Source organism: Pseudacidovorax sp. DMC4, assembly GCF_056314265.1.
Genome location: NZ_JBQUYR010000008.1, coordinates 182,591 through 205,876 on the forward strand (window position 1 = coordinate 182,591; position 23,286 = coordinate 205,876).

The following is a 23,286-nucleotide window of genomic DNA, read 5'->3' on the forward strand; positions in this document are numbered from 1 at the left end:
TCCTTCAATCATGGAGTCCGGCAACGTCATCGGGACCCGAAGCGCCGGGACACGGCGGCGAAGGCGGCGTCGGTGGCTTCGAGTGCCTGGTCGATGTCGGCCTCGGTGTGCGCGAGCGAGAGGAACATGTTGTGGCGGGGATGCAGGTAGACCCCGCGGCGCAGGGCCTCGACGGTGAAGGCCGAGCCCTTCTCGAAGGCCGGATCGTCCTCGAACAGGATCAGCGGCAGCGCGGCCGGGCCGGTCTGGCGCACCGGCATGCCGTGGCTGGCGGCCTGGGCCGCGATGCCGTCGCGCAGGCGCTGGCCCATGGCCTGCACATGGCCGACCACGTCCTGCGCATCGGCCACGTCCAGCGTGGCCAGGCTGGCCGCCATGGCCACGCCGCCCGACCAGAAGGAGCCTGTCGCATAGATGCGGGAGGCGGCATCGCGCAGGCTGTCCACGCCGGTGACGGCCGCCAGGGCGTAGCCGTTGGCGATGGACTTGCTCCAGGCGCACAGGTCGGGCCGCACGCCCACCGTCTCCCAGCTGCCACCGGCATGCACGCGCATGCCCGCACGCACCTCGTCCACGATCAGGGCTGCTCCGGCCTTGTCGCACAGCTGGCGGGCGTGGCGGGCGAACGCAGGGGTGGGCAGTTCCTGGTCGACGCCCAGGTCGTGCTTGAAGGCGGCGCACACGATGGCGGCCAGGTCGTCGCCGGCCTTGGCCACGGCCGCGTCCAGGCTCGCCGTGTCGTTGTAGGTGTAGTGGATGAGGTGCGCCCGGTCCTCGGCCGTGATGCCCACCGGCACCGGCGTGCACCACGGGTCGGCGCCGTGGTAGGCCTTGGTCGCCACCAGCACCTTGCGCTTGCCGGTGGCGGCGCGGGCCACCATCAGGCAGATGGTGGTGGCGTCGGTGCCGTTCTTCTGGAACAGCGCCCAGTCCGCATGCGCGGTACGCGCCACGAAGCGCTCGGCCAGCTCGACGAAGCGCTCGGTCGGGCCGTTGAGGCAGTCGCCCAGCGCCTGCTGGCGACGGGCCGCCTCGTCCACCTGCGGATGGGCATGGCCCAGCAGGTTGGGGCCCCAGCTGCACATGAAGTCGATGTACTCGCGGCCATCGACGTCCCACACGCGGCAGCCCTGCCCGCGGGCGAAGTACTGCGGATAGCCCGCCGGCAGCTGCGCCGCATTCAGGTGCCCGGTCATGCCGCCCGGCACCACCTTGAGGGCGCGCTGGCGCAGAAGTTGGTCGCGCTCGCCGACGGTGGCGCTGGAGGTTTCGGAAGACATGGAAAGAAGCCTTGGGTTGTCGTCGATTTCGACCGTAGGATATATCATGTTTCATGTAACGCAATAGCCCCTGAACGCCGCGGGCGCTTTTTTCCAACGCAAGGAGACTTGAATGGCCCTTCTGTTCGGCGCCCTCGCCGATGACCTGACCGGCGGCATGGAGCTCGCCGCCATGCTTGTGGCCCAGGGAGTGCGCTGCGGCTTCGTGACGCATCCCTCCGAACTGGACGCGCTGCCCGCCGACATCGAGGCGGCCGTCATCGCCGGCAAGACGCGCGTGGTACCGGCGCAGGACGCGGTGCGGGCCTTTGCCGGCGGTGCCCGGGCGCTGCAGGCGCGCGGCGCCCGGCAGCTCTTCTTCAAGTACTGCGCCACCTTCGACTCCACCGACGCCGGCAACATCGGCCCCTGCGCCGACCTGCTGCGCGAGATGACGGCGGCGCGCTTCACGGCCTTCTGCCCCTCCTTTCCGGAGGCGGGCCGCCGCGTGTTCCAGGGCCACCTGTTCGCGGACGACATGCTGATCTCGGAGTCGCCCAAGCGCTTCGATCCGCTCACGCCCATGCTCGACCCCAGCCTCGTGCGCACGCTGCAGCGACAGACAGCGACGAAGGTGGGGCTGCTGCCCCAGCAGGTGGTGCATGCCGGGCTGGAGGCGATGCGCGCGCATGTGGCGCAGTTGCAGGCCACGGGCGTGGGCTTCGCCATCACCGATGCCGCCGAGCCGGACGACCTGGCGGCGCTCGCGGCCCTGACCTGGGACTGGCCGCTGATGACGGGCAATTCGTCGATCGGCGCCTACTACCCCGCGCACTGGCGCCGCAACGGCTGGCTGACGTCCGCCCCGGCCGACCCGGCGCTGCCGGCCGTGGAAGGCCCCGCGGTCGTCCTGGCCGGCAGCTGCGCCGGCCGCTCGATCGAGCAGCTGCGTGCCTTCGCCGAGCAACGCCCGGTGCTCTGGATCGACATGGTCCGCGCGCTGGAAGGCGCCGACGTGGTGGGCGAAGCGCTTGCCTGGGCGCTGCCCCTGCTCGCGGCGGGCCCGGTGGCCATTGCCACTTCGGCCGATGCGGCCGAGGTCGAACGTGTGCAGGCCCGCGCGGGCAAGCTGGGCGCCGCCGCCCTGGCCGAGGAGGTGCTGGGCCGCCTGGCCCTGCGGCTGCGCGATGCGGGCGTGCGGCGCTTCGTCATCTCCGGCGGCGAGACCTCCGGCGCCGTGCTCCGGCACCTGGCCGTCACCCGCCTCACCGTGGGCGCCTACGAAGGCCCTGGCGTGGCCCGCGCGGTGACCGACGACCCCGGCGAGGGCCGGCTCGCGCTGTGCCTCAAGTCCGGCAAGCTGGGGCCCGTCGACATGCTGCTGCCCATGCTCCAGGGCATGGCCTCCGGCGGATAGGCCGCATGCCATCCGCAGTCCCGTACCGACCTCCACCCCTTCAGCAGAAAGCCGATCCGATGACGACTCCCATCGACACCCCGATCTCCGAGGACGCTCTTCGCCAGGCCCTCGCCGACGGCTACCGCCGTCTGGCCGAACTCGGCCTCAACACCGGCAGCGCCGGCAACATCAGCTGCCGCTTCGACGGCGGCGCGCTGATCAGCCCTTCCGGCGCGGATGCCCACAGCATCGACGCGCAGGCCATCGTCTCGATCGCCATGGATGGCGAGAACCGCTCGTCGGGCATCCCGTCCAGCGAATGGTCCATGCACACGGCCATCTACCGGCACTATCCGCAGGCCATGGCGGTGGTGCATACCCATTCGGACGCCTGCGTGGCCCTGTCGGCCCAGCGCAGGCCGCTCCCGGCCTTCCACTACATGCTGGCGGGCTTCGGCGGCGACGAGGTGCCCTGTGCCACGTACGCCACCTTCGGCACCGACGCCCTGGCGCAGTCGGCGGTCGACGCGCTGGCCGGCCACACGGCCTGCCTGTTGGCCAACCATGGAATGATCTGCCATGCGGTCTCCATCGAGAAGGCCGTCGCCAATGCGGCCAAGCTGGAGACGCTGGCGCGCCAGTACTGGATGAGCGCCCAACTGGGTGCTCCCGTGGTGCTGGATGCGGCAGAGATGGCAACGGTGCGCGACCGCTACCGCAGCTACGGTAAGGCGAGGCTGCCGCGCGGCGCCGGCGCCGCCTGAGCAGGGGCCGTGCCTTCCGGAAGAACGATGGCGCTCAGGGCAGCCGCACGGTGCCCTGGATGACCACGCCGGGCTCGCGCGGCGCCGGGTAGACGGGCACCGGCACGGGCACATAGGCCGGCGCGGGCGCCGGGCGGTAACCCACAGGTCCGCCGTCCTTGCATTTGCGCTTCTCGTCGAAGTCGCCGTTCTTCTTCCACTTGCGCTCGATCTTGCAGGGGCCGTCCCAGTAGGTCTCCTTGTGGCCGGGACCATGGCCCTTGCCATGGCCGCGACCGTGGGGCGGATCGGCCAAGGCAAGCGTGGGAGCGAGGAGCAGGCTACCGGCGAGGCAGGCGAGCAGGCGATGTGTTGTCATGATGGGAGCGGGGTGACGACTTCTTGCGCCGCCGAGGATATCGGCGCGCGCCGGCGGGGGAGTCGGCAAAGTTCGACCGCCGGCATCGGACAAGGCCACCCGAATGTCCGGCGCCGCGATCCCTCCACCGCTGACGCGCCGGCCCGACACGCTCCCGCGTCGCGCGTTCCTTCAGGCGCCGTCCGGCAGCACGTCCCACGCGACCGACAGGCGCATCGACTCGCCCTTGCGCAACAGTCGCAGCCCCTCCTGTCCCGGCAGATGGAAGGCGTCGATGGGATGGGTGATCGGCTCCAGGCAGAAGGCCTCACCCTGTGGTGGACGGTAGACGAGGCAGTGGCCCTCCCCGCCGCGCACGGCCGGCTCGATCTGCCGCAGCTGCACCTGAAGCCCCCGCCCAGGCCAGTGCACCGTGGCGACGCCGTCCCAGCCGAAGAAGGCGTTGTCGATGAAGCTGCCATGGGCCGGCATGCCGGTGGGCAGGTTCCAGTCGGCCGGCAGCGTGGTGCTGCGGCCGGTGGGGATCGGATCGGCCCCGCTCAGCCACACGCCCTGCACCGCCGCCTGGATGCGCGTATCGGCCGCGCGCACGAACCATGGATGCAGGCCCAGGCCGTAGGGCAGCGGCTCGTCGCCTTCATGGCGCACCTCGACCCGTTGGTCCAGGCCATGCTCGCGTAGCCGCAGCACCTGCCGCGCGACGAAGCGGTAGGGGCTGCCGCCGAAGCCATCGGAGTGCAGCGTCATCTCGATCTCGCCCGGGCCCGTCTGCCGCAGCTGCCAGGGCTGCAGCCAGCCGTCGCCATGGATCGGATAGGGCTCGCCCACGCGATTGGGTTGCATGGCATGGAAGCGACCCGCCGCCTCGAAACCGCCCTGCGCGATGCGGTTGGACCACGGCACCATCGCGAAGGAGGCCTGGCGGTAGAGGTCGTCGCTGCCATCCCAGGGGCGCCACAGGTCCATTGGCGCCCCTTGCGGCGGCAGCCACTGCCAGGCGGCCACGGCGCCGCCGCGCGAGGGCACGACCGCCAGCCGCTGGCCGGCATGCTGCAGCCAGTGGCGGCCCTGGACGTCGGCCATGGACGCCACGCTGTCGGCACCGTGGACCGGATCGGGGGACGATGCCGGCGAGCCGGCGATCTCGGAGACGTTCATGCGGCAACTCCAAAGGCATGGGCCGGCAGGCCGGCCACGTTCATCGGCACGGCGAAGAGCCCACCCGCCAGAGGCTCGGCATGCAGTGCCACCTCGTCCAGGCCCACGCGCGCGGTCGTGATGTAGAGCGTGCGCAGGTCCTCGCCGCCGAAGGCGCAGTGCGTGACCTGGCTGGCGGGCACGGCGATGCGGTCCAGCTCCTCGCCCGTGTCGGGGTCGTGGGCGCTGACGCAGCCGCCGCCCCAGTGCGCGATCCACAGGCGCCCCAGCGCATCGACCGTCATGCCGTCGGGATGGCCATCGCCCGCGCCGAAGGTCAACCAGGGGCGAAGCGGCACACGCGGGCCGCTGACGGGGTCCACCTCGCAGGCCAGCACATGCCGGCCCACCGTGTCGTTCACATACATGCGCCGCCCGTCCAGCGACCAGGCCGGACCGTTGGTCACGCGCAAGCCCAGCAGCAGACGGTCGCAGCGGCCCGCCTCGTCGTAGCAGTACAGGTGGCCAGTGGGCTGGCGGGCGTCGAAATCCATGCTGCCGGCCCAGAAGCGGCCATGCCGGTCGCAGCGGCCGTCGTTGAAGCGGTTGCTGGCCGGTTCGCCCGCGGGCCGGTGCAGGTAGACCGGCCCCGAGCCCGGTGCGTCGGGATCGAAGTGCGCCATGCCCCGACGCAGCGCCAGCATCAGGCCGGCGCCGTCGCGCCGCTCGGCCACGGCCGAGACCTCTTCGTCGAACTGCCAGCACAGGGCTTCGCCATCGGCCGGGCGCCAGCGGAAGAGTCGGTGCGACAGGATGTCCACCCACCACAGCGCCCGGCGGCGCGGCGACCACAGGGCGCCCTCGCCCAACTGGGCGCGGGCATCGAGGACGCACTGCGCCCGGCCGGCATGCAGCGGCGCGCCGCTGGCGGCAGGCAAGAAGGAAGAAGTCATGCAGGGAGCCTCATCGCGCGGTGTCGCGTCTGTCTCGTCGTTTGTCTCGTCGTTTGTCTCGTCGTTTGTCTCGTCTTGACGCCGTCGATGCTAGCCGGGCATATTGATGAGCATTGCATGATTTCTTTGCCTCATTCGATACACAAATGAATATCCCATCTTCGAACACCGCTGGCGCCGGTTTGGCCCGCTACCCGGGCCTTCAGGGCCGCCGCGCCTTCGTCACCGGGGGCGGCAGCGGCATCGGCGCCGCCATCGTGGGCGAGCTGGCCCGCCAGGGCATGCAGGTCGCCTTCATCGACATCGCCGAGGCGCCCAGCCGGACGCTGGCGGAATCGCTGGCGGCCGATGGCCTGCCGGCGCCCTGGTGGCGGCGCTGCGACGTGCGCGACGTGCCCGCGCTGCAGGCCGCCATCGCCGACGCGGCCACGGCACTGGGCGACTTCCATGTGCTGGTCAACAACGTGGCGAGCGACGACCGGCACACGCTCGAATCGGTGACGCCGCAGTACTACGACGAGCGCATGGCCATCAACGAGCGGCCGGCCTTCTTCGCGATCCAGTCCGTGGTGCCCGGCATGCGCCGGCTGGGCGGCGGATCGGTGGTCAACCTGGGCTCGACCGGCTGGCAGGGCAAGGGCAGCGGCTATCCCTGCTATGCCATCGCCAAGTCGTCGGTGAACGGGCTGACACGCGGGCTGGCCCGCACGCTGGGGCAGGACCGCATCCGCATCAACACGGTCTCGCCGGGCTGGGTGATGACCGAGCGGCAGATCGCGCTCTGGCTGGATGCCGAGGGCGAGAAGGAGCTCGCCCGCAACCAGTGCCTGCCCGACCGTCTGGCGCCGCAGGACATCGCGCACATGGTGGCCTTCCTGGCCAGCGATGCGGGGCGCATGTGCACGGCGCAGGAGTTCACGGTGGATGCGGGGTGGGTTTGAAGATCGGCGGCAACGCCAGCGGCGTGGCGAATCGGGCGCCCGCGGCCCCTCACCCTGCCTCTCCCCAGCGGGGAGAGGAGCAAGGCGGGGTCAGGGACTGAGGCCGTAGACGGGCCTGCAGGCGGTGCGCAGCGCCTGCATCAGCAGCGTGGCGCCGGGCGACAGCTGCCGGTCGGTGCGGGTGATGAGGCCGAAGTCGTCCATGTGGCAGGGCATGTCCAGCGGCAGGATGCTCAGGATGCCGTGCCCCGCGTAGTAGCGCGCCACCTCGGTGGCCATGACGCACAGCATGTCGCTCTGCTGCAGCATGCGGGTGATGAAGAGCAACGCCGCCGTCTCCACCACGTCGAAGGGCGGCGCCAGGCCGGCCTCCTGGAACATCAGGTCGAAACGGTGCCGCAGCACGCTGCCTGCGGGCGGCACGATCCAGGGCCGCGTGGCCACGTCGCCCAGCGTCAGCCCGGCTGCGCTCGACAGCGGATGCCCGGGCCGCGCCACCGCGCACACGGGCTCGCCCGTCAGCGGTTCGTAGCGCAGGTTCGACTTGTCGTCGTCGGCAAAGATGCGCGCCACGAGGATGTCCAGCCGGCCCTGGCGCAGGTAGTCGACCAGCACCGGGCTGGTCTCGATCTCCAGCACCACGCGCAGACTGGGCTGCTCGCGCTTCACGGCCGCCACCGCCTGCGGCAGCAGCGCGAGGCCGGGTGAGGTGATCGCGCCCACGCCCACCTGGCCGTAGCGGCCGGCCTTGAGCGACATCAGCTCCTCGTGCGCCTGGTTGAGGCTCGCCAGCGCCTGGCGGGCATGGCGGATCATGGTCTCGCCGTACCAGGTGGGCCGCATGCCTCGCGGCAGGCGCTCGAACAGCGGCACCTCCAGCACGTCCTCCAGGTCCTTGAGCAGCTTGCTGGCCGCGGGCTGCGTGATGTTGAGCGCGCGGGCGGCGGCGTGGATGTTGCCCTCGTCGGCCAGCGCCGTGAGCAGCAGCAGTTGCCGCGTCTTGAGGCGGGCGCGCAGGAACCAGTGCGGGTTGGATGTCGAGGGGCTGGTCATCAAGGAAGGAATGGTGGTGTCGCCAACGGGCGGCGAGGGTTTGTGCGAATGCTCCTATTGATATCCATTCTCTTCAAAAAACCATTGGATGGATATTTTTTTGCTTCATACACTGCCCTCACGTTCGATGCGGTGCGGGTGCGCCGCACGGCGCCCACAACACCATCGATTCCTTCATCAGGAGACAACCCATGCGCCCCTCTCGTCGTCAGCTCGTCGCCCTGGCCGCCGGCCTGCCCCTCGCCATGGCGCTGCCCAGTGCCGCCTGGGCGCAGAAGAAGATCGTGCTCGGCTTCAGCCAGGTGGGCGCCGAAAGCGAATGGCGCACCGCCAATACGGAATCGATCAAGTCGGCCGCCAAGGACGCAGGCATCGAGCTCAAGTTCTCCGACGCGCAGCAGAAGCAGGAAAACCAGATCAAGGCCATCCGCGCCTTCATCGCACAGAAGGTGGACGTGATCGCCTTCTCGCCGGTGGTCGAGACCGGCTGGGACAACGTGCTGCGCGAGGCCAAGGCCGCCAAGATCCCGGTGGTGCTGACGGACCGCGCCGTCAACACCAAGGACACCTCGCTCTACGTCACCTTCATGGGCTCCGACTTCGTCGAGGAAGGCCGCAAGGCCGGCCGCTGGCTGGTGGACAAGATGAAGGACCAGAAGGGCGAGGTGCGCATCGTCGAACTGCAGGGCACCGTGGGCTCGGCCCCGGCCATCGACCGCAAGAAGGGCTTCGAGGAAATCATCAAGGCCGATCCCAAGTTCAAGATCGTGCGCTCGCAGACCGGCGACTTCACCCGCGCCAAGGGCAAGGAGGTGATGGAAGCCTTCCTGAAAGCCGAGGGCAAGAACGGCATCAACGTGCTCTACGCGCACAACGACGACATGGCCATCGGCGCCATCCAGGCCATCGAGGAAGCGGGCCTGAAGCCGGCCAAGGACATCACCATCATCTCCATCGACGCCGTCAAGGGCGCCTTCGAGGCCATGATGGCCGGCAAGCTCAACGTGTCCGTCGAATGCTCACCGCTGCTGGGGCCGCAGCTGATGACGGCGGTGAAGGACATCGTGGCCGGCAAGCCGGTGGCCAAGCGCATCGTGACGGAGGAAGGCATCTTCCCGATGGAAACCGCCGCTGCCGAGTTTCCAAAGCGGAAGTACTGAACAACCCCCATGCCGCTTCGCGGCTCCCCCTTCTCTCGCTTCGCGGGAAGGGGGCGCACCCAGCGGCCTGGCGGAGCCAGATCCGCGGGTGCCCTGGCAGGCGCTGCGAGCGCCCCGGCCCCTCACGCTGTCCAGTTCGAACAACACCACTCAGAGAGACAACCCATGCGCCGCGTCTTCATCCGTCACCTTCTTGCCGCAGCGGCTGCGCTGACGGCCTTCGGCCCGCTGGCCGCGCACGCCCAGGACAAGGGCCTGGTCGGCATCGCCATGCCCACCAAGTCCTCGGCACGATGGATCGCCGATGGCGACAACATGGTCAAGGTGCTGAAGGACCGGGGCTACAAGACCGACCTGCAGTACGCCGAGGACGACATCCCCAACCAGCTGGCGCAGATCGAGAACATGATCACCCGCGGCGCCAAGGTGCTGGTGATCGCCTCCATCGACGGCACCACGCTCGGCAAGGCGCTGCAGAACGCGGCCGACCGGGGCATCAAGGTCATCGCCTACGACCGGTTGATCCGCAACAGCAAGAACGTCGACTACTACGCCACCTTCGACAACTTCCAGGTCGGCGTGCTGCAGGCCAATTCCATCGTCGACAAGCTCGGCCTCAAGCAGGGCAAGGGCCCCTTCAACATCGAGCTGTTCGGCGGCTCGCCCGACGACAACAACGCCTTCTTCTTCTACGACGGGGCGATGAGCGTGCTCAAGCCCTACATCGACAGTGGCAAGCTGGTGGTGCGTAGCAAGCAGATGGGCATGGACAAGGTGGGGACGCTGCGCTGGGACGGCGCGGTGGCGCAGGCCCGCATGGACAACCTGCTGTCGGCCTTCTACGGCAACGCCCGCGTCGACGCCGTACTCTCGCCCTATGACGGGCTGTCCATCGGCATCCTCTCCTCGCTCAAGGGCGTGGGCTACTGCACCGCGCAGCAGCCCTGCCCCGTGGTGAGCGGGCAGGACGCGGAGGTGCCCTCGGTCAAGTCGATCCTGCGCGGCGAGCAGTCCTCTACCGTGTTCAAGGACACGCGCGAGCTGGCCAAGGTCACGGCCGACATGGTCGACGCCGTGGTCTCGGGCAAGCAGCCCCAGGTCAACGACACCAAGACCTACAACAACGGCGTCAAGGTGGTGCCGTCGTACCTGCTCAAGCCCGTGAGCGTGGACAAGAGCAACTGGGAACAGGTGCTCGTGGGCAGCGGCTACTACAAGGCCGCGCAGTTCAAGTAAGGCTCAGCCGGCGCTCATGAACCGCGTCACCGCAAGCGCCCGCCGAAGCCCTTCTCCCCTTGTGGGAGAGGGAGCCCCACTGCCATGAGTCTTCTTCTGGAGATGCGCCACATCCGCAAGACCTTTCCCGGGGTCGTGGCCCTGGACCGGGTGGAGCTGGGTGTGCAAGCCGGGCAGATCCATGCTCTGGTGGGCGAGAACGGCGCCGGCAAGTCCACGCTGATGAAGGTGCTGAGCGGCGTCTATCCGCACGGCGAGTACGAGGGCGACATCGTCTACGACGGCCAGGTGCAGCGCTTCGGCGGCATCCACGACAGCGAGCGCGCCGGCATCATCATCATCCACCAGGAGCTGGCGCTGGTACCCATGCTCTCCATCGCGGAGAACCTGTTCCTGGGTAACGAGGTGGCCCGCGGCGGCGTCATCGATTGGACCGAGGCGCACCGGCGAACCCGCGAGCTGCTGGCCAAGGTGGGCCTGAAGATGTCGCCCGAAACGCCGGTGGGCGAGCTGGGCATCGGCCAGCAGCAACTGGTGGAGATCGCCAAGGCGTTGGCCAAGCAGGTGCGCCTGCTGATCCTGGACGAGCCCACCGCCAGCCTCAACGAGAACGACAGCGCCGCCCTGCTGGACCTGCTGATGGAGCTGCGCGTGCAGGGCATCACCTGCATCCTGATCTCGCACAAGCTCAACGAGATCGCCCGCGTGGCCGACGCCGTCACGGTGCTGCGCGACGGCAGCAGCGTGCAGACCCTCGACTGCAGCGCCGCACCGGTGGACGAGAACGAGGTGATCCGCGCCATGGTCGGCCGCGCCATGGCCGACCGCTACCCGCCGCGCACACCGAACATCGGCGACGTGGGCTTCGAGGTGCGGGACTGGCATGCGCACCATCCGCAGCGGCCCGATCGCCCTTTCCTGCAGGACCTGAACCTGCACGTACGCCGCGGCGAGGTGGTGGGCATCGCCGGCCTGATGGGCGCCGGCCGCACCGAGTTCGCCATGAGCGTGTTCGGCCGCAGCTGGGGCCAGCGCGTCGCAGGCACCGCACGCATCGACGGCCGCGAGGTGGACGTGAGCACCGTCGGCAAGGCCATCGCCCAGGGCCTGGCCTACGTGACCGAGGACCGCAAGGGCGCTGGCCTGGTGCTGGACGAGAGCATCCGCTTCAACACCTCGCTGGCCCACCTGAAGGGTGTCTCCCGTGCCGGCGTGATCGACCCGCTTCAGGACACGGCCGTGGCCGAGCGCTTTCGCCGCGCCCTGCGCATCCGCACGCCCGACGTGCTGCAGAAGACGCTCAACCTGTCGGGTGGCAACCAGCAGAAGGTGGTGCTGGGCAAGTGGCTCTTCACCGAGCCCAGGGTGCTGATCCTCGACGAGCCCACGCGCGGCATCGACGTCGGCGCCAAGTACGAGATCTACACGCTCATCGCCGAGCTGGCCGCCCAGGGCCGCTGCGTGATCGTCATTTCCTCCGAGATGCCCGAGCTGCTGGGCATCACCGACCGCATCTACGTGATGAACGAAGGCCGCTTCGTCGCCGAGATGCCCACGGCCGAGGCCACGCAGGAGCGGATCATGGGCGCCATCGTGCGCGGCCATGGCACCGCGCGCGGGCCGGCGGTCAAGACGGAAGCCCTTGCATGACCGACAACGCCGCATCCCTGCCCCGCGCCGCCGCATCCGCGGCCGCGCCGGCACCTTCCACCGCCGCCTTCCTGCGCCACAACTTCCGCGAGTACGGCATGCTGGTGTGCCTGGTCGCGATCATGGTGCTGTTCCAGGTGCTGACCGACGGCACGCTGATGCAGCCGCTCAACCTCACCAACCTGGTGCTGCAGAACAGCTACATCGTCATCATGGCGCTGGGCATGCTGCTGGTGATCGTGGCCGGGCACATCGACCTGTCGGTCGGCTCGGTCAGCGGCTTCATCGGCGCGCTGGCGGCGGTGCTGATGGTCAACCACGACTGGCCGGTGATCCCCGCGGCGCTGGCCTGCCTGGTGGGCGGCGCGCTGATCGGCGCCGCGCAGGGCTGGTTCGTGGCCTATGCGCGCATTCCCTCCTTCATCGTCACGCTGGCCGGCATGCTGGTGTTCAAGGGCCTGGCGCTGGCGCTGCTGCAGGGCCAGTCGGTGGGGCCCTTTCCCGACACGTTTCAGCGGCTGAGCTCCGGCTTCATCCCCGACGCCTTCGGCAACCAGGGGCTGCGGCTGACCTCGCTGCTGCTGGGCGTGGCCATGGCGGCGTCCTTCGCCATCGCCGGCTGGCGGGCGCGGCAGCGCCAGCAGGCGCACGGCATCGGCGGCGAGCCGGCCGGCTTCTTCGCCGCCAAGACGCTGATCTTCGCGGGCCTGCTGATCGGCTTCGCCTGGATGATGGCCTCCTACCGCGGCCTGCCCAACGTGCTGGTGGTAATGGCGGTGCTGATCGTGCTGTTCGACTTCGTCACCCGCCGCACGGTGCTGGGCCGGCGCGTCTATGCGCTGGGCGGCAACGAGAAGGCGGCGCGGCTGTCGGGCATCGACACCCGGCGGCTGAGCTTCTATGCCTTCGTCAACATGGGTGTGCTGGCGGCGCTGGCCGGGCTGGTGTTCGCGGCGAGGCTCAACACGGCCACGCCCAAGGCGGGGTTGGGCTTCGAGCTGGACGTGATCGCGGCCTGCTTCATCGGCGGCGCCTCGGCTTCGGGCGGCGTGGGCAAGGTCACGGGCGCGGTGATCGGCGCCTTCGTCATGGGCGTGATGAACAACGGCATGTCGATCATGGGCATCGGCATCGACTACCAGCAGGTGATCAAGGGGCTGGTGCTGCTGGCCGCGGTGTTCATCGACGTCTGGCACAAGAACCGCTGAAGCCATGGCTGCTGTCCCCTCTGCCTCCACGGCCCCGGTGCTCGAACTCACCGGCATCGGCAAGCGCTTCGGCAGCGTGCCCGTGCTGCAGGACGTGCAACTGCGCCTGTACCCCGGCGAGATCCATGCGCTGATGGGCCAGAATGGCGCGGGCAAGTCCACGCTGATCAAGGTGCTCACGGGCGTCTTCCCGGCCAACGAAGGACGCATGGTGCTGGCGGGTGCGCCCATCGTGCCGACCTCGCCCGCGCAGGCGCAGGCACTGGGCATCAGCACCGTCTACCAGGAAGTGAACCTCTGCCCGAACCTCTCCGTCGCCGAGAACGTGTTCGCCGGCCGCTACCCGCGCCGCGGCCTGCTGCAGGGCCGGCGCATCGACTGGGCCGCGGTCAACGAGGGCGCGCGCACGCTGCTGGCGCGCGTGGGCCTGGACATCGACGTCACGCGGCTGCTGGCCAGCTATCCGGTGGCGGTGCAGCAGCTGGTCTCCATCGCCCGCGCGCTGGGCGTGGATGCGCGGGTGCTGATCCTGGACGAGCCCACCTCCAGCCTGGACGACGACGAGGTGCGCAAGCTCTTCGAGGTGATGCGTCGGCTGAGGGACGAAGGCCTTGCCATCGTCTTCGTCACCCACTTCATGAACCAGGTGTACGCCGTCTCGGATCGCATCACCGTGCTGCGCAACGGCCGCTTCGTGGGCGAATGGCCGACGGCCGAGTTGCCGGCACCGGCGCTGATCTCGGCCATGGTGGGCCGCGAGCTGGCCGCCGCGCAGGGCCAGTCTGCCGCCCTGCCGCCGGCCGCCGTCGGCGAGACGCCGCTGCTCAAGGCCGAGGGCCTGGGCCAGAAGACCCAGCTGCATCCCATCGACCTGCAGGTGCGCGCGGGCGAGGTGGTCGGCCTGGCCGGCCTGCTGGGCGCGGGCCGAACGGAGCTGGCCCGCCTGCTCTTCGGCCTGGAGCCGGCGGACAGCGGCACGCTGTGGATCGACGGCCAGGCCCGGCGCTTCGGCAGCCCGACCCAAGCCATCGCCGCCGGCCTGGCGCTGTGCCCCGAGGAGCGCAAGACCGACGGCATCGTCGCCGAGCTGTCGTTGCGCGAGAACATTGCCCTGGCCCTGCAGGCCCGGCGCGGCGCGCTGCATTTCATTCCCCATGCCGAGCAGGTGCGCATGGCCGAGCATTACGTCGCGGCGCTGGGCATCAAGACGGCCAGCATCGACACACCCATCGGCCTGCTCTCGGGCGGCAACCAGCAGAAGGCGGTCATCGCCCGCTGGCTGGCCACGGCGCCGCGCCTCTTGATCCTGGACGAGCCCACCCGCGGCATCGACGTGGCCGCCAAGCAGGAAATCATGGAACAGATCCTCCAGCTCGCGAAGGCGGGCATGGCGGTGCTGTTCATCTCTTCCGAGATCAGCGAGGTGGTGCGCGTGGCCCACCGCATCGTCGTGCTGCGCGACCGTGCGAAGGTGGGCGAGCTGCCCGCCGGCAGCAGCGAGGACGACGTGTACGAACTCATCGCCGCGGAGCCGGCGCACTGACATGCCTCCTTCCCTCCTCTCACGACTGATGCAGCACCGCCTTGCCTGGCCGCTGCTCACGCTGGCACTGCTGCTGGCCGTCAACGCCGGCTTCAACCCGGGCTTCCTGCACCTGGAATGGCGCGACGGCCACCTCTACGGCAGCCTGGTCGACATCCTCAACCGCGCGGCGCCGCTGGTGGTGGTGTCGCTGGGCATGACGCTGGTGATCGCCACGCGGGGCATCGACATCTCGGTGGGCGCGGTGGTGGCCATCTGCGCGGCCGTGGCTGCCTGGCTCATCGGCGGCGCGGTCGACGGCCAGAGCGCGCGCTTCGGCCTGCCGCTGGCGGTGGCCGGCGCCCTGGGCGTGGCCCTGCTGTGCGGGCTGTGGAACGGCCTGCTGGTGGGCGCCATCGGCATGCAGCCCATCATCGCGACGCTGATCCTGATGGTGGCCGGCCGCGGCCTGGCGCAGCTGATCACCGACGGTCAGATCCTGACCATCTATTACAAGCCCTTCTTCTTCATCGGCGGCGGCTACCTCTTCGGCCTGCCCTTCTCTGTCTACGTGCCGGCGGCGGTGCTGGCGCTGCTGGGCCTGGCCTGCACCCGCACGGCGCTGGGCCTGTTCATCCAGGCCGTGGGCATCAACCCGACGGCGGCGCGGGTGGCGGGCGTGAAGGCACGCCGGCTGATCATCGGCTGCTATGCGGTGTGCGGGCTGTGCGCCGGCATCGCGGGGCTGCTGATCAGCTCCAACGTCAAGAGCGCGGACGGCAACAACGCCGGCCAGTTGATGGAGCTGGACGCCATCCTGGCCGTGACGCTGGGCGGCACGCTGCTCACCGGCGGGCGCTTCAGCCTGGTGGGCAGCGCCATCGGCGCGCTCATCATCCAGACGCTGACCTATGCCATCTACTCGCTGGGCGTGCCGCCCGAGGTCAACCTGGTGGTCAAGGCGGCCGTGGTGTTCGTCGTGATGCTGCTGCAGTCCGCTGAATTCCGCGCCATGTTGCGCACCCTGGCGGTGCGGCCGGCGCCGCGGGAGCAGCTGCGATGAGCGCCGTGTTGCCCAACGCCCGCGCCGCCGACAAGGCAAGCCCCACGGCGCCGGCACGACCACGCCGCCGGCTCGACCCCAAGTACCTGCCCCTGACCGCCACCATCTCGCTCTTCGCGGCCGTGGTGCTGGCCGGCTCGCTGCGCTACGACGGCTTCTTCTCGCTGCAGGTCTTTTTGAACCTGCTGATCGACAACAGCTTCCTGCTGGTGGTGGCGGTGGGCATGACCTTCGTCATCCTCACCGGCGGCATCGACCTGTCGGTGGGCTCGGTCATCGCCTTCTCGACCATGGTGCTGGCCACGCTGGTGGAGCAGCACGGCTGGAGCCCCGCCCCCGCCATCGCCGTGGTGCTGGTGATGGGCACCGCCTTCGGCGGCTTCATGGGCCTGTTGATCGAGCGATTCCGGCTGCAGCCCTTCATCGTCACGCTGGCCGGCATGTTCCTGGCGCGCGGGCTGTGCTACCTGATCAGCATCGACTCGATCAGCATCACCAGCGAGGCCTATACCGAGCTGGCGCAGCTGCGTGTGCCCTTCTTCGCCGAGACCTCGCTGTCGCTGGGCGCCGTGATCGGCGTGGCGGTGCTGCTGCTCGCCATGTACGTGGCTCACTGCACGCCCTTCGGCCGCACGGTGTACGCCATCGGCGGCAACGAGCATTCGGCCCACCTCATGGGGCTGCCGGTGCGCCGAACGCTGGTGGGCGTGTATGCCCTGTCGGGCCTGTGCTCGGCGCTGGCCGGCGTGCTCTTTACCTTCTACATGCTCTCGGGCTACGGCCTGCATGCCGTGGGGCTGGAGCTGGACGCCATCGCCGCTGTGGTGATCGGCGGCACGCTGCTCAGCGGCGGCGTGGGCTACGTGGCCGGCACGCTGTTCGGCGTGCTGATGCTGGGCGTGATCCAGACCCTCATCGCCTTCGACGGCACCCTGAGTTCATGGTGGACGCGCATCGTCGTCGGCCTGCTGCTCTTTGCCTTCTGCCTGCTGCAGCGCGTGGTGTCGCTGCGTGTCGGCCGCCGCTGAATCCCCTCCTCTTCGAACGTCGCCTCCGTCCTTCTGAAAGCCACCATGTCCGACTCAACCCCCAAGAAGAAGCTGCGCTCCACCGAGTGGTTCGGCCACAACGACAAGAACGGCTTCATGTACCGCAGCTGGATGAAGAACCAGGGCTTCCCCGACCACGAGTTCGACGGCCGGCCGGTGATCGGCATCTGCAACACCTGGTCGGAGCTGACGCCCTGCAACGCGCACTTCCGCAAGATCGCCGAGCATGTGCGGCGCGGCGTGTACGAGGCGGGCGGCTTTCCGGTGGAGTTTCCGGTGTTCTCCAACGGCGAGTCCAACCTGCGGCCCACCGCCATGCTCACGCGCAACCTGGCGGCCATGGACGTGGAAGAGGCGATCCGCGGCAACCCCATCGATGCGGTGGTGCTGCTGGCCGGCTGCGACAAGACCACGCCCGCGCTGCTGATGGGCGCGGCCAGCTGCGACGTGCCGGCCATCGTGGTCTCGGGCGGGCCCATGCTCAACGGCAAGCTCGACGGCAAGAACATCGGCTCCGGCACCTCGGTGTGGCAGCTGCACGAGTCGCTCAAGGCGGGCGAGATCGACCTGCACAAGTTCCTCTCGGCCGAAGCCGGCATGTCGCGCTCGGCGGGCACCTGCAACACCATGGGCACCGCCTCTACCATGGCCTGCATGGCCGAGTCGCTGGGCGTCACGCTGCCGCACAACGCGGCCATTCCGGCGGTGGACGCGCGGCGCTACGTGCTGGCGCACCTGTCGGGCCAGCGCATCGTGCAGATGGCCAAGGACGACCTCACGCTGTCGAAGATCCTCACCCGCCAGGCCTTCGAGAACGCCATCCGCACCAACGCGGCCATCGGCGGCTCGACCAACGCGGTGATCCACCTCAAGGCCATCGCCGGGCGCATCGGCGTGGACCTGGAGCTGGAGGACTGGACGCGGGTCGGCCAGGGCATGCCCACGCTGGTGGACCTGATGCCCTCGGGCCGCTTCCTGATGGAGGAGTTCTATTACGCGGGTGGGCTGCCCGGCGTGCTGCGCCGCATGGGCGAGGCCGGACTGCTGCCGCATCCCGAGGCCCTGACGGTGAACGGCCACAGCCTGTGGGACAACGTGCGCGAGGCGGCCATCCACGACCCCGAAGTCATCCGCCCGCTGGACAAGCCGCTGATCGGCGACGGCAGCATCCGCATCCTGCGCGGCAACCTGTCACCCCGCGGCGCGGTGCTCAAGCCCTCGGCCGCCACGCCGGCCCTGCTCAAGCACCGTGGCCGCGCCGTGGTGTTCGAGAACCTGGAGCACTACAAGGAGCGCATCGTCGACGAAGACCTCGACGTCGACGCCGACTCCGTGCTGGTGCTCAAGAACTGCGGCCCGCGCGGCTATCCCGGCATGGCCGAGGTGGGCAACATGGGCCTGCCCCCGAAGCTGCTGCGCCAGGGCATCAAGGACATGGTGCGCATCTCGGATGCCCGCATGAGCGGCACTGCCTACGGCACCGTGGTGCTGCACGTGGCCCCCGAGGCCGCGGCCGGTGGGCCCCTGGCCATGGTGCGCGATGGCGACTGGATCGAGCTGGACAGCGACGCCGGCCGGCTGCACCTGGACATCTCCGACGAGGAATACGCGAGCCGCATGGCCGACGTGCAGAAAAGCCTGACGCCCCCCGGCGGCGGCTACCGCAAGCTCTATGTGGAGCATGTGCTGCAGGCCGACGAGGGCTGCGATCTGGACTTCCTGGTGGGCTGCCGCGGTGCGGCCGTGCCGCGCCATTCGCACTGAGCCCGCCCTGTCCTTTTTCCACACGCCAAGACGCACAGACCGCCCCATGGCCCATCCCGCCACCCCGTACCGCGGCATCTTCCCGGTGGTGCCCACCACCTTCACCGAGAGCGGCGAGCTCGACCTGCCCAGCCAGAAGCGCGCGCTCGACTTCATGATCGACGCCGGCGTGGATGGTCTGGCCATCCTCGCCAACTTCTCGGAGCAGTTCTCGCTGTCGGACCAGGAGCGCGAGGTGCTCACCCGCACGGCCCTGGAGCATGTGGCCGGCCGCGTGCCGGTGATCGTCACCACCTCGCACTACGCCACGCGCATCTGCGCCGAGCGCAGCCGTCGCGCGCAGGACATGGGCGCCGCCATGGTGATGGTGATGCCGCCCTACCACGGCGCCACCTTCCGCGTGCCCGAGGCGCAGATCCAGGCCTTCTACCAGCAGGTGTCGGACGCCATCGACATCCCCATCATGGTCCAGGACGCGCCGGCCAGCGGCACGGTGCTGAGCCCGACCTTCCTGGCCCGCATGGCGCGCGAGATCGACCATGTGTCGTACTTCAAAATGGAGACCGCCGGCGCCGCCAACAAGCTGCGCGAGCTGATCCAGCTGGGTGGCGATGCCATCGAAGGCCCCTGGGACGGCGAAGAGGCCATCACGCTGCTGGCCGACCTGCATGCCGGCGCCACCGGCGCCATGACCGGCGGCGGCTTCCCGGACGGCATCCGCCCCATCCTGGAGGCGCATCGCCGCGGGGACATGGACGGCGCCTTCGCGCTCTATCAGCGCTGGCTGCCCCTGATCAACCACGAGAACCGCCAGGCCGGCATGCTGGCCGCCAAGGCACTGATGAAGGAAGGCGGCGTGATCACCTGCGAGGCGCCCCGACACCCCCTGCCGCCCATGCACCCGGCCACGCGCCGCGAGCTGATCGACATCGCGCGACGGCTCGATCCGCTGGTGCTGCGCTGGGGGCGGTGAGGGTTCGGGCGTGAAAGGCGCCGGACCACCGAGGCTAGTGGTAGTCCTGCTCCAGCTGATGCCGCACGGCCAGGATCACGACCGTGGTGGCATCAGCGATTTCGTAGAGAAGCACATAGCCACTGGCCCCAAAGGGAACGATCAGCTCGCGACGCAGCCCCCCGCCTTGGGCCGCCTTGCGGTAGATGAAGGGCGTCCGGGACAGGTGCAGTTGCGCAGCCGATTCGACCGCCGCGATGGCGCGCTCTGCCAGATCGAGGTCCGCCGCCGTCTCAGCCCGATCGATCAGGTATTCGAAGAGTCTCAGCAAGTCCGCGCGGGCCTGCGGCGCAAACACCACGGCAAAGGTCATCGCGCTTTGGCTCGGCCAGCCCCCAACTCCTTGCGCTTGCTTTCCAGACGCTGACGCATCTCGCCGATGACCTCATCGGCAGGATGCGCCACACCCGTGCGCGAATACGCCTGCCAGGCCGCCTCCCCCCGCGCGTAGAACTCCGCCTGGGCGCGCCGGTATGCCACGGCACTGCGGACGCTGTCTTCGATGAAGCCGGACAGGGACTCGCCCTCGCGAAGCATGGATTCCAGGTCGGCGCGAAGTTCGGGATCGACGCGCACCTGCGGAAGGATGGCTGACTTCATCCGAAAATTGTGCTGCAAATGCGTTGCAGCGGCAAGTGCGCGCGGCCCATTCGATGGCAGCAGACCTCGGCAGAACGGCGTAGCGACAGGCATCCGCTGGTGCATCGCTTGGGGGCGCTGAGCCGCGCCCCATCCGGCAGCCTCAGCCCCGCAGCAGGCGCCGCAGCAGCTTGCCCGTGCCCGTGGCGGGCAGCGCATCCAGCAGCTCCAGCTGGCGCGGCACCTTGTAGTGGGACATGTTCTCGCGCGCCCAGGCCAGCAGCGCGTCCCGGTCGAAGGGGTCGCCGGCAGCAGCCGACGGCACCACGAAGGCCTTGACCACCTCGCCCTTGTCGGCGTCGGGCACGCCGATGACAGCCACCTGCGCGACCTGGGGATGCAGGATCAGGATCGACTCCACCTCTTCCGGGAAGACGCTGTAGCCCGACACCTTGATCATCTCCTTGACACGGCCGATGAAGCTGAGATAACCCTGCGCGTCCAGCCTGCCGATGTCGCCGGTGTGCACCCAGCCGTCCTGGAGCACCTCGGCCGTGGCTTCGGGCCGGTTCCAGTAGCCATGGAACACGCCCTGGCTGCGCACCACGATCTGCCCGCTCTCGCCCACCGGCACCGGCTGGCCCGCCTCGTCCAGGATGCGCAGCTCCACGCCCGGGCCCGGCACGCCGTTGGTGCCCCAGCGCACCGCATCGCGGGGCATCAGCACGTCGTTGGTGTGGGTCTCCGACAGGCCATAGCCCGCCTCGTACACCAGGCAGTCGTTGGCGAAGGCGCTCCAGCGTTCGGCCAGCTCCTGGGTCAGCTTGATGCCGAAGCTGGTGGCCATGGTGGTCTTCAGGCTCGACAGGTCGAACTCGGCCGCGCCGGGCGCCTTCATCGTGGCCTCGAGCATGGGTGCCATGGCGTACCACCAAGTGACGCGGAAGCGCTGGATGCTCTGCAGCACCGCAACCGGATCCATACGGTTGAGCAGCACGATGGTGGCGCCGGTGTAGGCCAGCAGTGTGACGCCGCAGATCATGCCGGCGATGTGATAGACCGGCGCGACCGCCAGCATCGTGTCCTCGGCGCGGATGCCGAACATCTGCGCGCCCACGGCCGTCTTGTAGAGCGCGTTGCGGTAGCTCAGCATCGCGCCCTTGGGCATGCCGGTGGTGCCCGAGGTGTAGGTCATCAATGCCACGTCGTCCATCGAGAGCACAGGCCGCGGCGGCTGTGGATGGGCGTCGGCCACGGCCTCGCCGAAGTCGACCACGCCGTCGGGCAGCGGCAGGCGGGCGAGCAGCTCCGGCGGCACCTGCACCGGCGGATCCGGCGGCAACAGGTCCGCATAGCGCACTGCATACACATGCGGCACCGCCACCCGGTCGCGCACCGACGTCACGATGGGCAGCAGATAGTCGGCCGCCACGATGGCCTTGGCGCCCAGGTCGCCCACCTGGTAGGCGAACTCGTGGGCCTTGAACATCGGGCTGCAGGGGCTGACGATGGCGCCCAGCTTCTGGATGCCGAAATGGGCGATCAGGTACTGCGGACAGTTCTGCAGGAAGAGCGCCACCCGGTCGCCCGGCCCGACGCCCACGTCGTGCAGCGTCTGCGCGAAGGCATCGCTCATGCGGTCGAGCTCGGCATAGCTCAACGCCCGCCCGTACCAGACGATGGCCGCCTTGTCGGGCTGGTGGCGCGCGTGGGCACGCAGGTATTCATGCAGCGGCTGCTCGCCGAGCGGATAGTCGATGGGGGTTGGGCTCATGATGGTGTCAGCTTTCCATAGCGCTGTCGCGCCACACGCGAGGCATGAAGCCGGCGCCGCTTTTCTGATCGAAGGGCCGCGGAGCAGGCCATGCCAGTGCACCCGCGGAACGGGCTTGGCCCGGCCGCCGGGTGCGCCCCTGGAGGGGGATTGGGCTTCCACACGCAGTGAGGAAGTCCAAACGGGGTGGTTTCATCTCAGAGGCCCAGCACATGCTTGGCCATGATGTTCTTCTGCACTTCGGTGCTGCCGCCGTAGATGGTCATGGCCCGGCAGAACTGGTAGCTTGCCACCGGCCCCAGCGCATGCTCGGGCCCCAGCAGCGGCGTTTCGCCGTCGCCGAACAGCCAGTCGGGCTGGAAGCGCTGGGCGTCCGGCCCGCTCGCCATCACCCGCAGCTCGGTGATGCGCTGGGCGATCTCGGTGCCGCGGATCTTGATGAAGGACGAGGTGCCCGGCGCCGCCGCCTGGCCCGCCTGGGCATCGGAGAGCAGGCGCAGCAGCCCGATCTCCAGCGCCTTGAACTGGGCCTCCACCTGCGCAAGTTCACGCGCGAAGGCGGGCTCGTCGATCAGCCGGCGGCCGCCGCTGCCCACCTCGGCCGCCACTTCGCGCAGGCGCGCGAGCTCCTGGGTGATGAAGCGCAGGTTCGCGTTCTCCACCCGCTCGTGGGCGAGCAGGAACTTGGCATAGGTCCAGCCCCGGTCGACCTCGCCGATGAGGTTCTCGCGCGGCACGCGCACGTCGTCGAAGAACACCGCATTCAGGTAGTGCCGGCCGTCCATCATGCGGATCGGCTGCACCTGCACGCCCGGCGTCTTCATGTCGATCAGCAGGAAGGAGATGCCCGCCTGCTTCGGCCCTTCGGTGGTGGTGCGCACGAGGCAGAACATCCAGTCGGCGAAGTGCGCGTACGAGGTCCAGATCTTCTGGCCGTTGACGAGGAAGTGATCGCCCCGGTCGACCGCCTGCGTCTTGAGGGCCGCCAGGTCCGAGCCCGCGCCGGGCTCCGAATAGCCCTGGCACCACCACACCGAGGAATCGCGAATCGCCGGCAGATGCCGGGCCTTCTGCGCCTCGGTGCCGAAGGTGTAGATCACCGGCCCCACCATGGCCGGACCGAAGACCTGCAGCTCGGGGCAATGCATCTCACCGGCCACGCGGTTGAAGATCAGCGTGTGCAGGGCCGTCCAGTCCAGGCCGCCCTGGGCCCCCGGCCACGCCCCGGTAAACCAGCCCCGCCGGGCCAGGATCTGCTGCCAGCGCATGAAGTCGTCGCGTGCGAGGGTGCGGTCCAGACGCACCTTCTCGCGGATGTCCGGCGGCAGTTCGGCGGCGATGAAGGCGCGCACCTCGGCTTCGAAGGCACGGTCCTGGTCGCTCAGGCGGAGGTCCATCGTGCGGG

The 23,286-nt window shown here is 69.3% G+C and carries 21 protein-coding genes; 12 read left to right on the forward strand and 9 right to left on the reverse strand.

The window, feature by feature from the left end:
• Positions 1–26 precede the first annotated feature (26 nt).
• Positions 27–1,280, reverse strand: coding sequence for an aminotransferase class III-fold pyridoxal phosphate-dependent enzyme (locus tag ACT54X_RS16575; protein ID WP_476347531.1), 1,254 nt, complete (start codon positions 1,278–1,280; stop codon positions 27–29).
• A gap of 112 nt (positions 1,281–1,392) precedes the next feature.
• On the opposite strand from ACT54X_RS16575, the gene otnK reads away from it, so the two are divergent.
• On the forward strand, positions 1,393–2,676 hold the full coding sequence (otnK, locus tag ACT54X_RS16580; RefSeq protein ID WP_476347532.1) for a 3-oxo-tetronate kinase: 1,284 nt from the start codon (positions 1,393–1,395) through the stop codon (positions 2,674–2,676).
• Positions 2,677–2,735: 59 nt separating this feature from the next.
• Positions 2,736–3,422, forward strand: a complete 687-nt coding sequence (locus ACT54X_RS16585) for a class II aldolase/adducin family protein (RefSeq protein ID WP_476347533.1) — start codon at positions 2,736–2,738, stop codon at positions 3,420–3,422.
• Between the two features lie 34 nt (positions 3,423–3,456).
• Here the strand turns inward: ACT54X_RS16585 and ACT54X_RS16590 are convergent, their stop codons facing one another.
• From ACT54X_RS16590 to ACT54X_RS16600, 3 genes are all read right to left on the reverse strand, one after another.
• Positions 3,457–3,780, reverse strand: a complete 324-nt coding sequence (locus ACT54X_RS16590) for a hypothetical protein (protein ID WP_354320338.1) — start codon at positions 3,778–3,780, stop codon at positions 3,457–3,459.
• 171 nt (positions 3,781–3,951) lie between these two features.
• Positions 3,952–4,938 (reverse strand): aldose 1-epimerase, encoded by a 987-nt coding sequence (locus ACT54X_RS16595; protein WP_476347534.1) that lies wholly within the window; start codon positions 4,936–4,938, stop codon positions 3,952–3,954.
• The gene (locus tag ACT54X_RS16600) at positions 4,935–5,870 is read right to left on the reverse strand and encodes an SMP-30/gluconolactonase/LRE family protein (protein ID WP_476347535.1); all 936 of its coding nucleotides are present in this window, start codon (positions 5,868–5,870) and stop codon (positions 4,935–4,937) included. Before ACT54X_RS16600 ends, ACT54X_RS16595 begins: the two co-directional genes overlap by 4 nt.
• A 146-nt stretch (positions 5,871–6,016) precedes the next feature.
• On the opposite strand from ACT54X_RS16600, the gene ACT54X_RS16605 reads away from it, so the two are divergent.
• The gene (locus ACT54X_RS16605; RefSeq protein ID WP_476347536.1) at positions 6,017–6,811 is read left to right on the forward strand and encodes an SDR family NAD(P)-dependent oxidoreductase; all 795 of its coding nucleotides are present in this window, start codon (positions 6,017–6,019) and stop codon (positions 6,809–6,811) included.
• A gap of 90 nt (positions 6,812–6,901) precedes the next feature.
• On the opposite strand, the gene ACT54X_RS16610 is transcribed toward ACT54X_RS16605, so the two are convergent.
• Positions 6,902–7,864, reverse strand: coding sequence for a LysR family transcriptional regulator (locus tag ACT54X_RS16610; protein ID WP_114803636.1), 963 nt, complete (start codon positions 7,862–7,864; stop codon positions 6,902–6,904).
• Between the two features lie 191 nt (positions 7,865–8,055).
• Here ACT54X_RS16610 and ACT54X_RS16615 point away from each other — a divergent pair, with 191 nt between their 5' ends.
• The 9 genes from ACT54X_RS16615 (at position 8,056) to ACT54X_RS16655 (ending at position 19,489) form a co-directional block, all read left to right on the forward strand.
• Positions 8,056–9,024, forward strand: coding sequence for an ABC transporter substrate-binding protein (locus ACT54X_RS16615; RefSeq protein ID WP_294371186.1), 969 nt, complete (start codon positions 8,056–8,058; stop codon positions 9,022–9,024).
• A gap of 165 nt (positions 9,025–9,189) precedes the next feature.
• The gene (gene chvE, locus ACT54X_RS16620; protein WP_294371192.1) at positions 9,190–10,260 is read left to right on the forward strand and encodes a multiple monosaccharide ABC transporter substrate-binding protein; all 1,071 of its coding nucleotides are present in this window, start codon (positions 9,190–9,192) and stop codon (positions 10,258–10,260) included.
• 84 nt (positions 10,261–10,344) lie between these two features.
• Positions 10,345–11,910: a multiple monosaccharide ABC transporter ATP-binding protein gene (gene mmsA / locus ACT54X_RS16625; protein ID WP_294371194.1), complete on the forward strand. Its 1,566-nt coding sequence runs from the start codon at positions 10,345–10,347 to the stop codon at positions 11,908–11,910.
• Positions 11,907–13,118: a multiple monosaccharide ABC transporter permease gene (mmsB, locus tag ACT54X_RS16630; RefSeq protein ID WP_294371197.1), complete on the forward strand. Its 1,212-nt coding sequence runs from the start codon at positions 11,907–11,909 to the stop codon at positions 13,116–13,118. Before mmsA ends, mmsB begins: the two co-directional genes overlap by 4 nt.
• Positions 13,119–13,122: 4 nt before the next feature.
• Positions 13,123–14,661 (forward strand): sugar ABC transporter ATP-binding protein, encoded by a 1,539-nt coding sequence (locus ACT54X_RS16635; RefSeq protein WP_476347537.1) that lies wholly within the window; start codon positions 13,123–13,125, stop codon positions 14,659–14,661.
• A gap of 1 nt (position 14,662) precedes the next feature.
• Entirely contained in the window at positions 14,663–15,703 is a 1,041-nt protein-coding gene (locus ACT54X_RS16640) for an ABC transporter permease (protein WP_476347538.1), read from the forward strand.
• Positions 15,700–16,731 carry a galactofuranose ABC transporter, permease protein YjfF gene (gene yjfF / locus ACT54X_RS16645; RefSeq protein ID WP_476347539.1) on the forward strand — a complete coding sequence of 344 codons (1,032 nt, stop codon included), beginning with the start codon at positions 15,700–15,702 and terminating at the stop codon, positions 16,729–16,731. Before ACT54X_RS16640 ends, yjfF begins: the two co-directional genes overlap by 4 nt.
• A gap of 45 nt (positions 16,732–16,776) precedes the next feature.
• Positions 16,777–18,516: an IlvD/Edd family dehydratase gene (locus tag ACT54X_RS16650; protein ID WP_476347540.1), complete on the forward strand. Its 1,740-nt coding sequence runs from the start codon at positions 16,777–16,779 to the stop codon at positions 18,514–18,516.
• 46 nt (positions 18,517–18,562) lie between these two features.
• Complete coding sequence (locus ACT54X_RS16655) at positions 18,563–19,489, forward strand: dihydrodipicolinate synthase family protein (protein ID WP_294371218.1); 927 nt, start codon at positions 18,563–18,565, stop codon at positions 19,487–19,489.
• Positions 19,490–19,523: 34 nt separating this feature from the next.
• Here the strand turns inward: ACT54X_RS16655 and ACT54X_RS16660 are convergent, their stop codons facing one another.
• The 4 genes from ACT54X_RS16660 to ACT54X_RS16675 form a co-directional block, all read right to left on the reverse strand.
• Positions 19,524–19,841: a type II toxin-antitoxin system RelE/ParE family toxin gene (locus ACT54X_RS16660; RefSeq protein WP_294371221.1), complete on the reverse strand. Its 318-nt coding sequence runs from the start codon at positions 19,839–19,841 to the stop codon at positions 19,524–19,526.
• Positions 19,838–20,128, reverse strand: coding sequence for a YlcI/YnfO family protein (locus ACT54X_RS16665; protein WP_017760970.1), 291 nt, complete (start codon positions 20,126–20,128; stop codon positions 19,838–19,840). Before ACT54X_RS16665 ends, ACT54X_RS16660 begins: the two co-directional genes overlap by 4 nt.
• Positions 20,129–20,270: 142 nt before the next feature.
• Positions 20,271–21,881, reverse strand: coding sequence for an AMP-binding protein (locus ACT54X_RS16670; protein WP_476347541.1), 1,611 nt, complete (start codon positions 21,879–21,881; stop codon positions 20,271–20,273).
• 197 nt (positions 21,882–22,078) lie between these two features.
• Positions 22,079–23,278: an acyl-CoA dehydrogenase family protein gene (locus tag ACT54X_RS16675; RefSeq protein ID WP_476347542.1), complete on the reverse strand. Its 1,200-nt coding sequence runs from the start codon at positions 23,276–23,278 to the stop codon at positions 22,079–22,081.
• Positions 23,279–23,286: the final 8 nt, after the last annotated feature.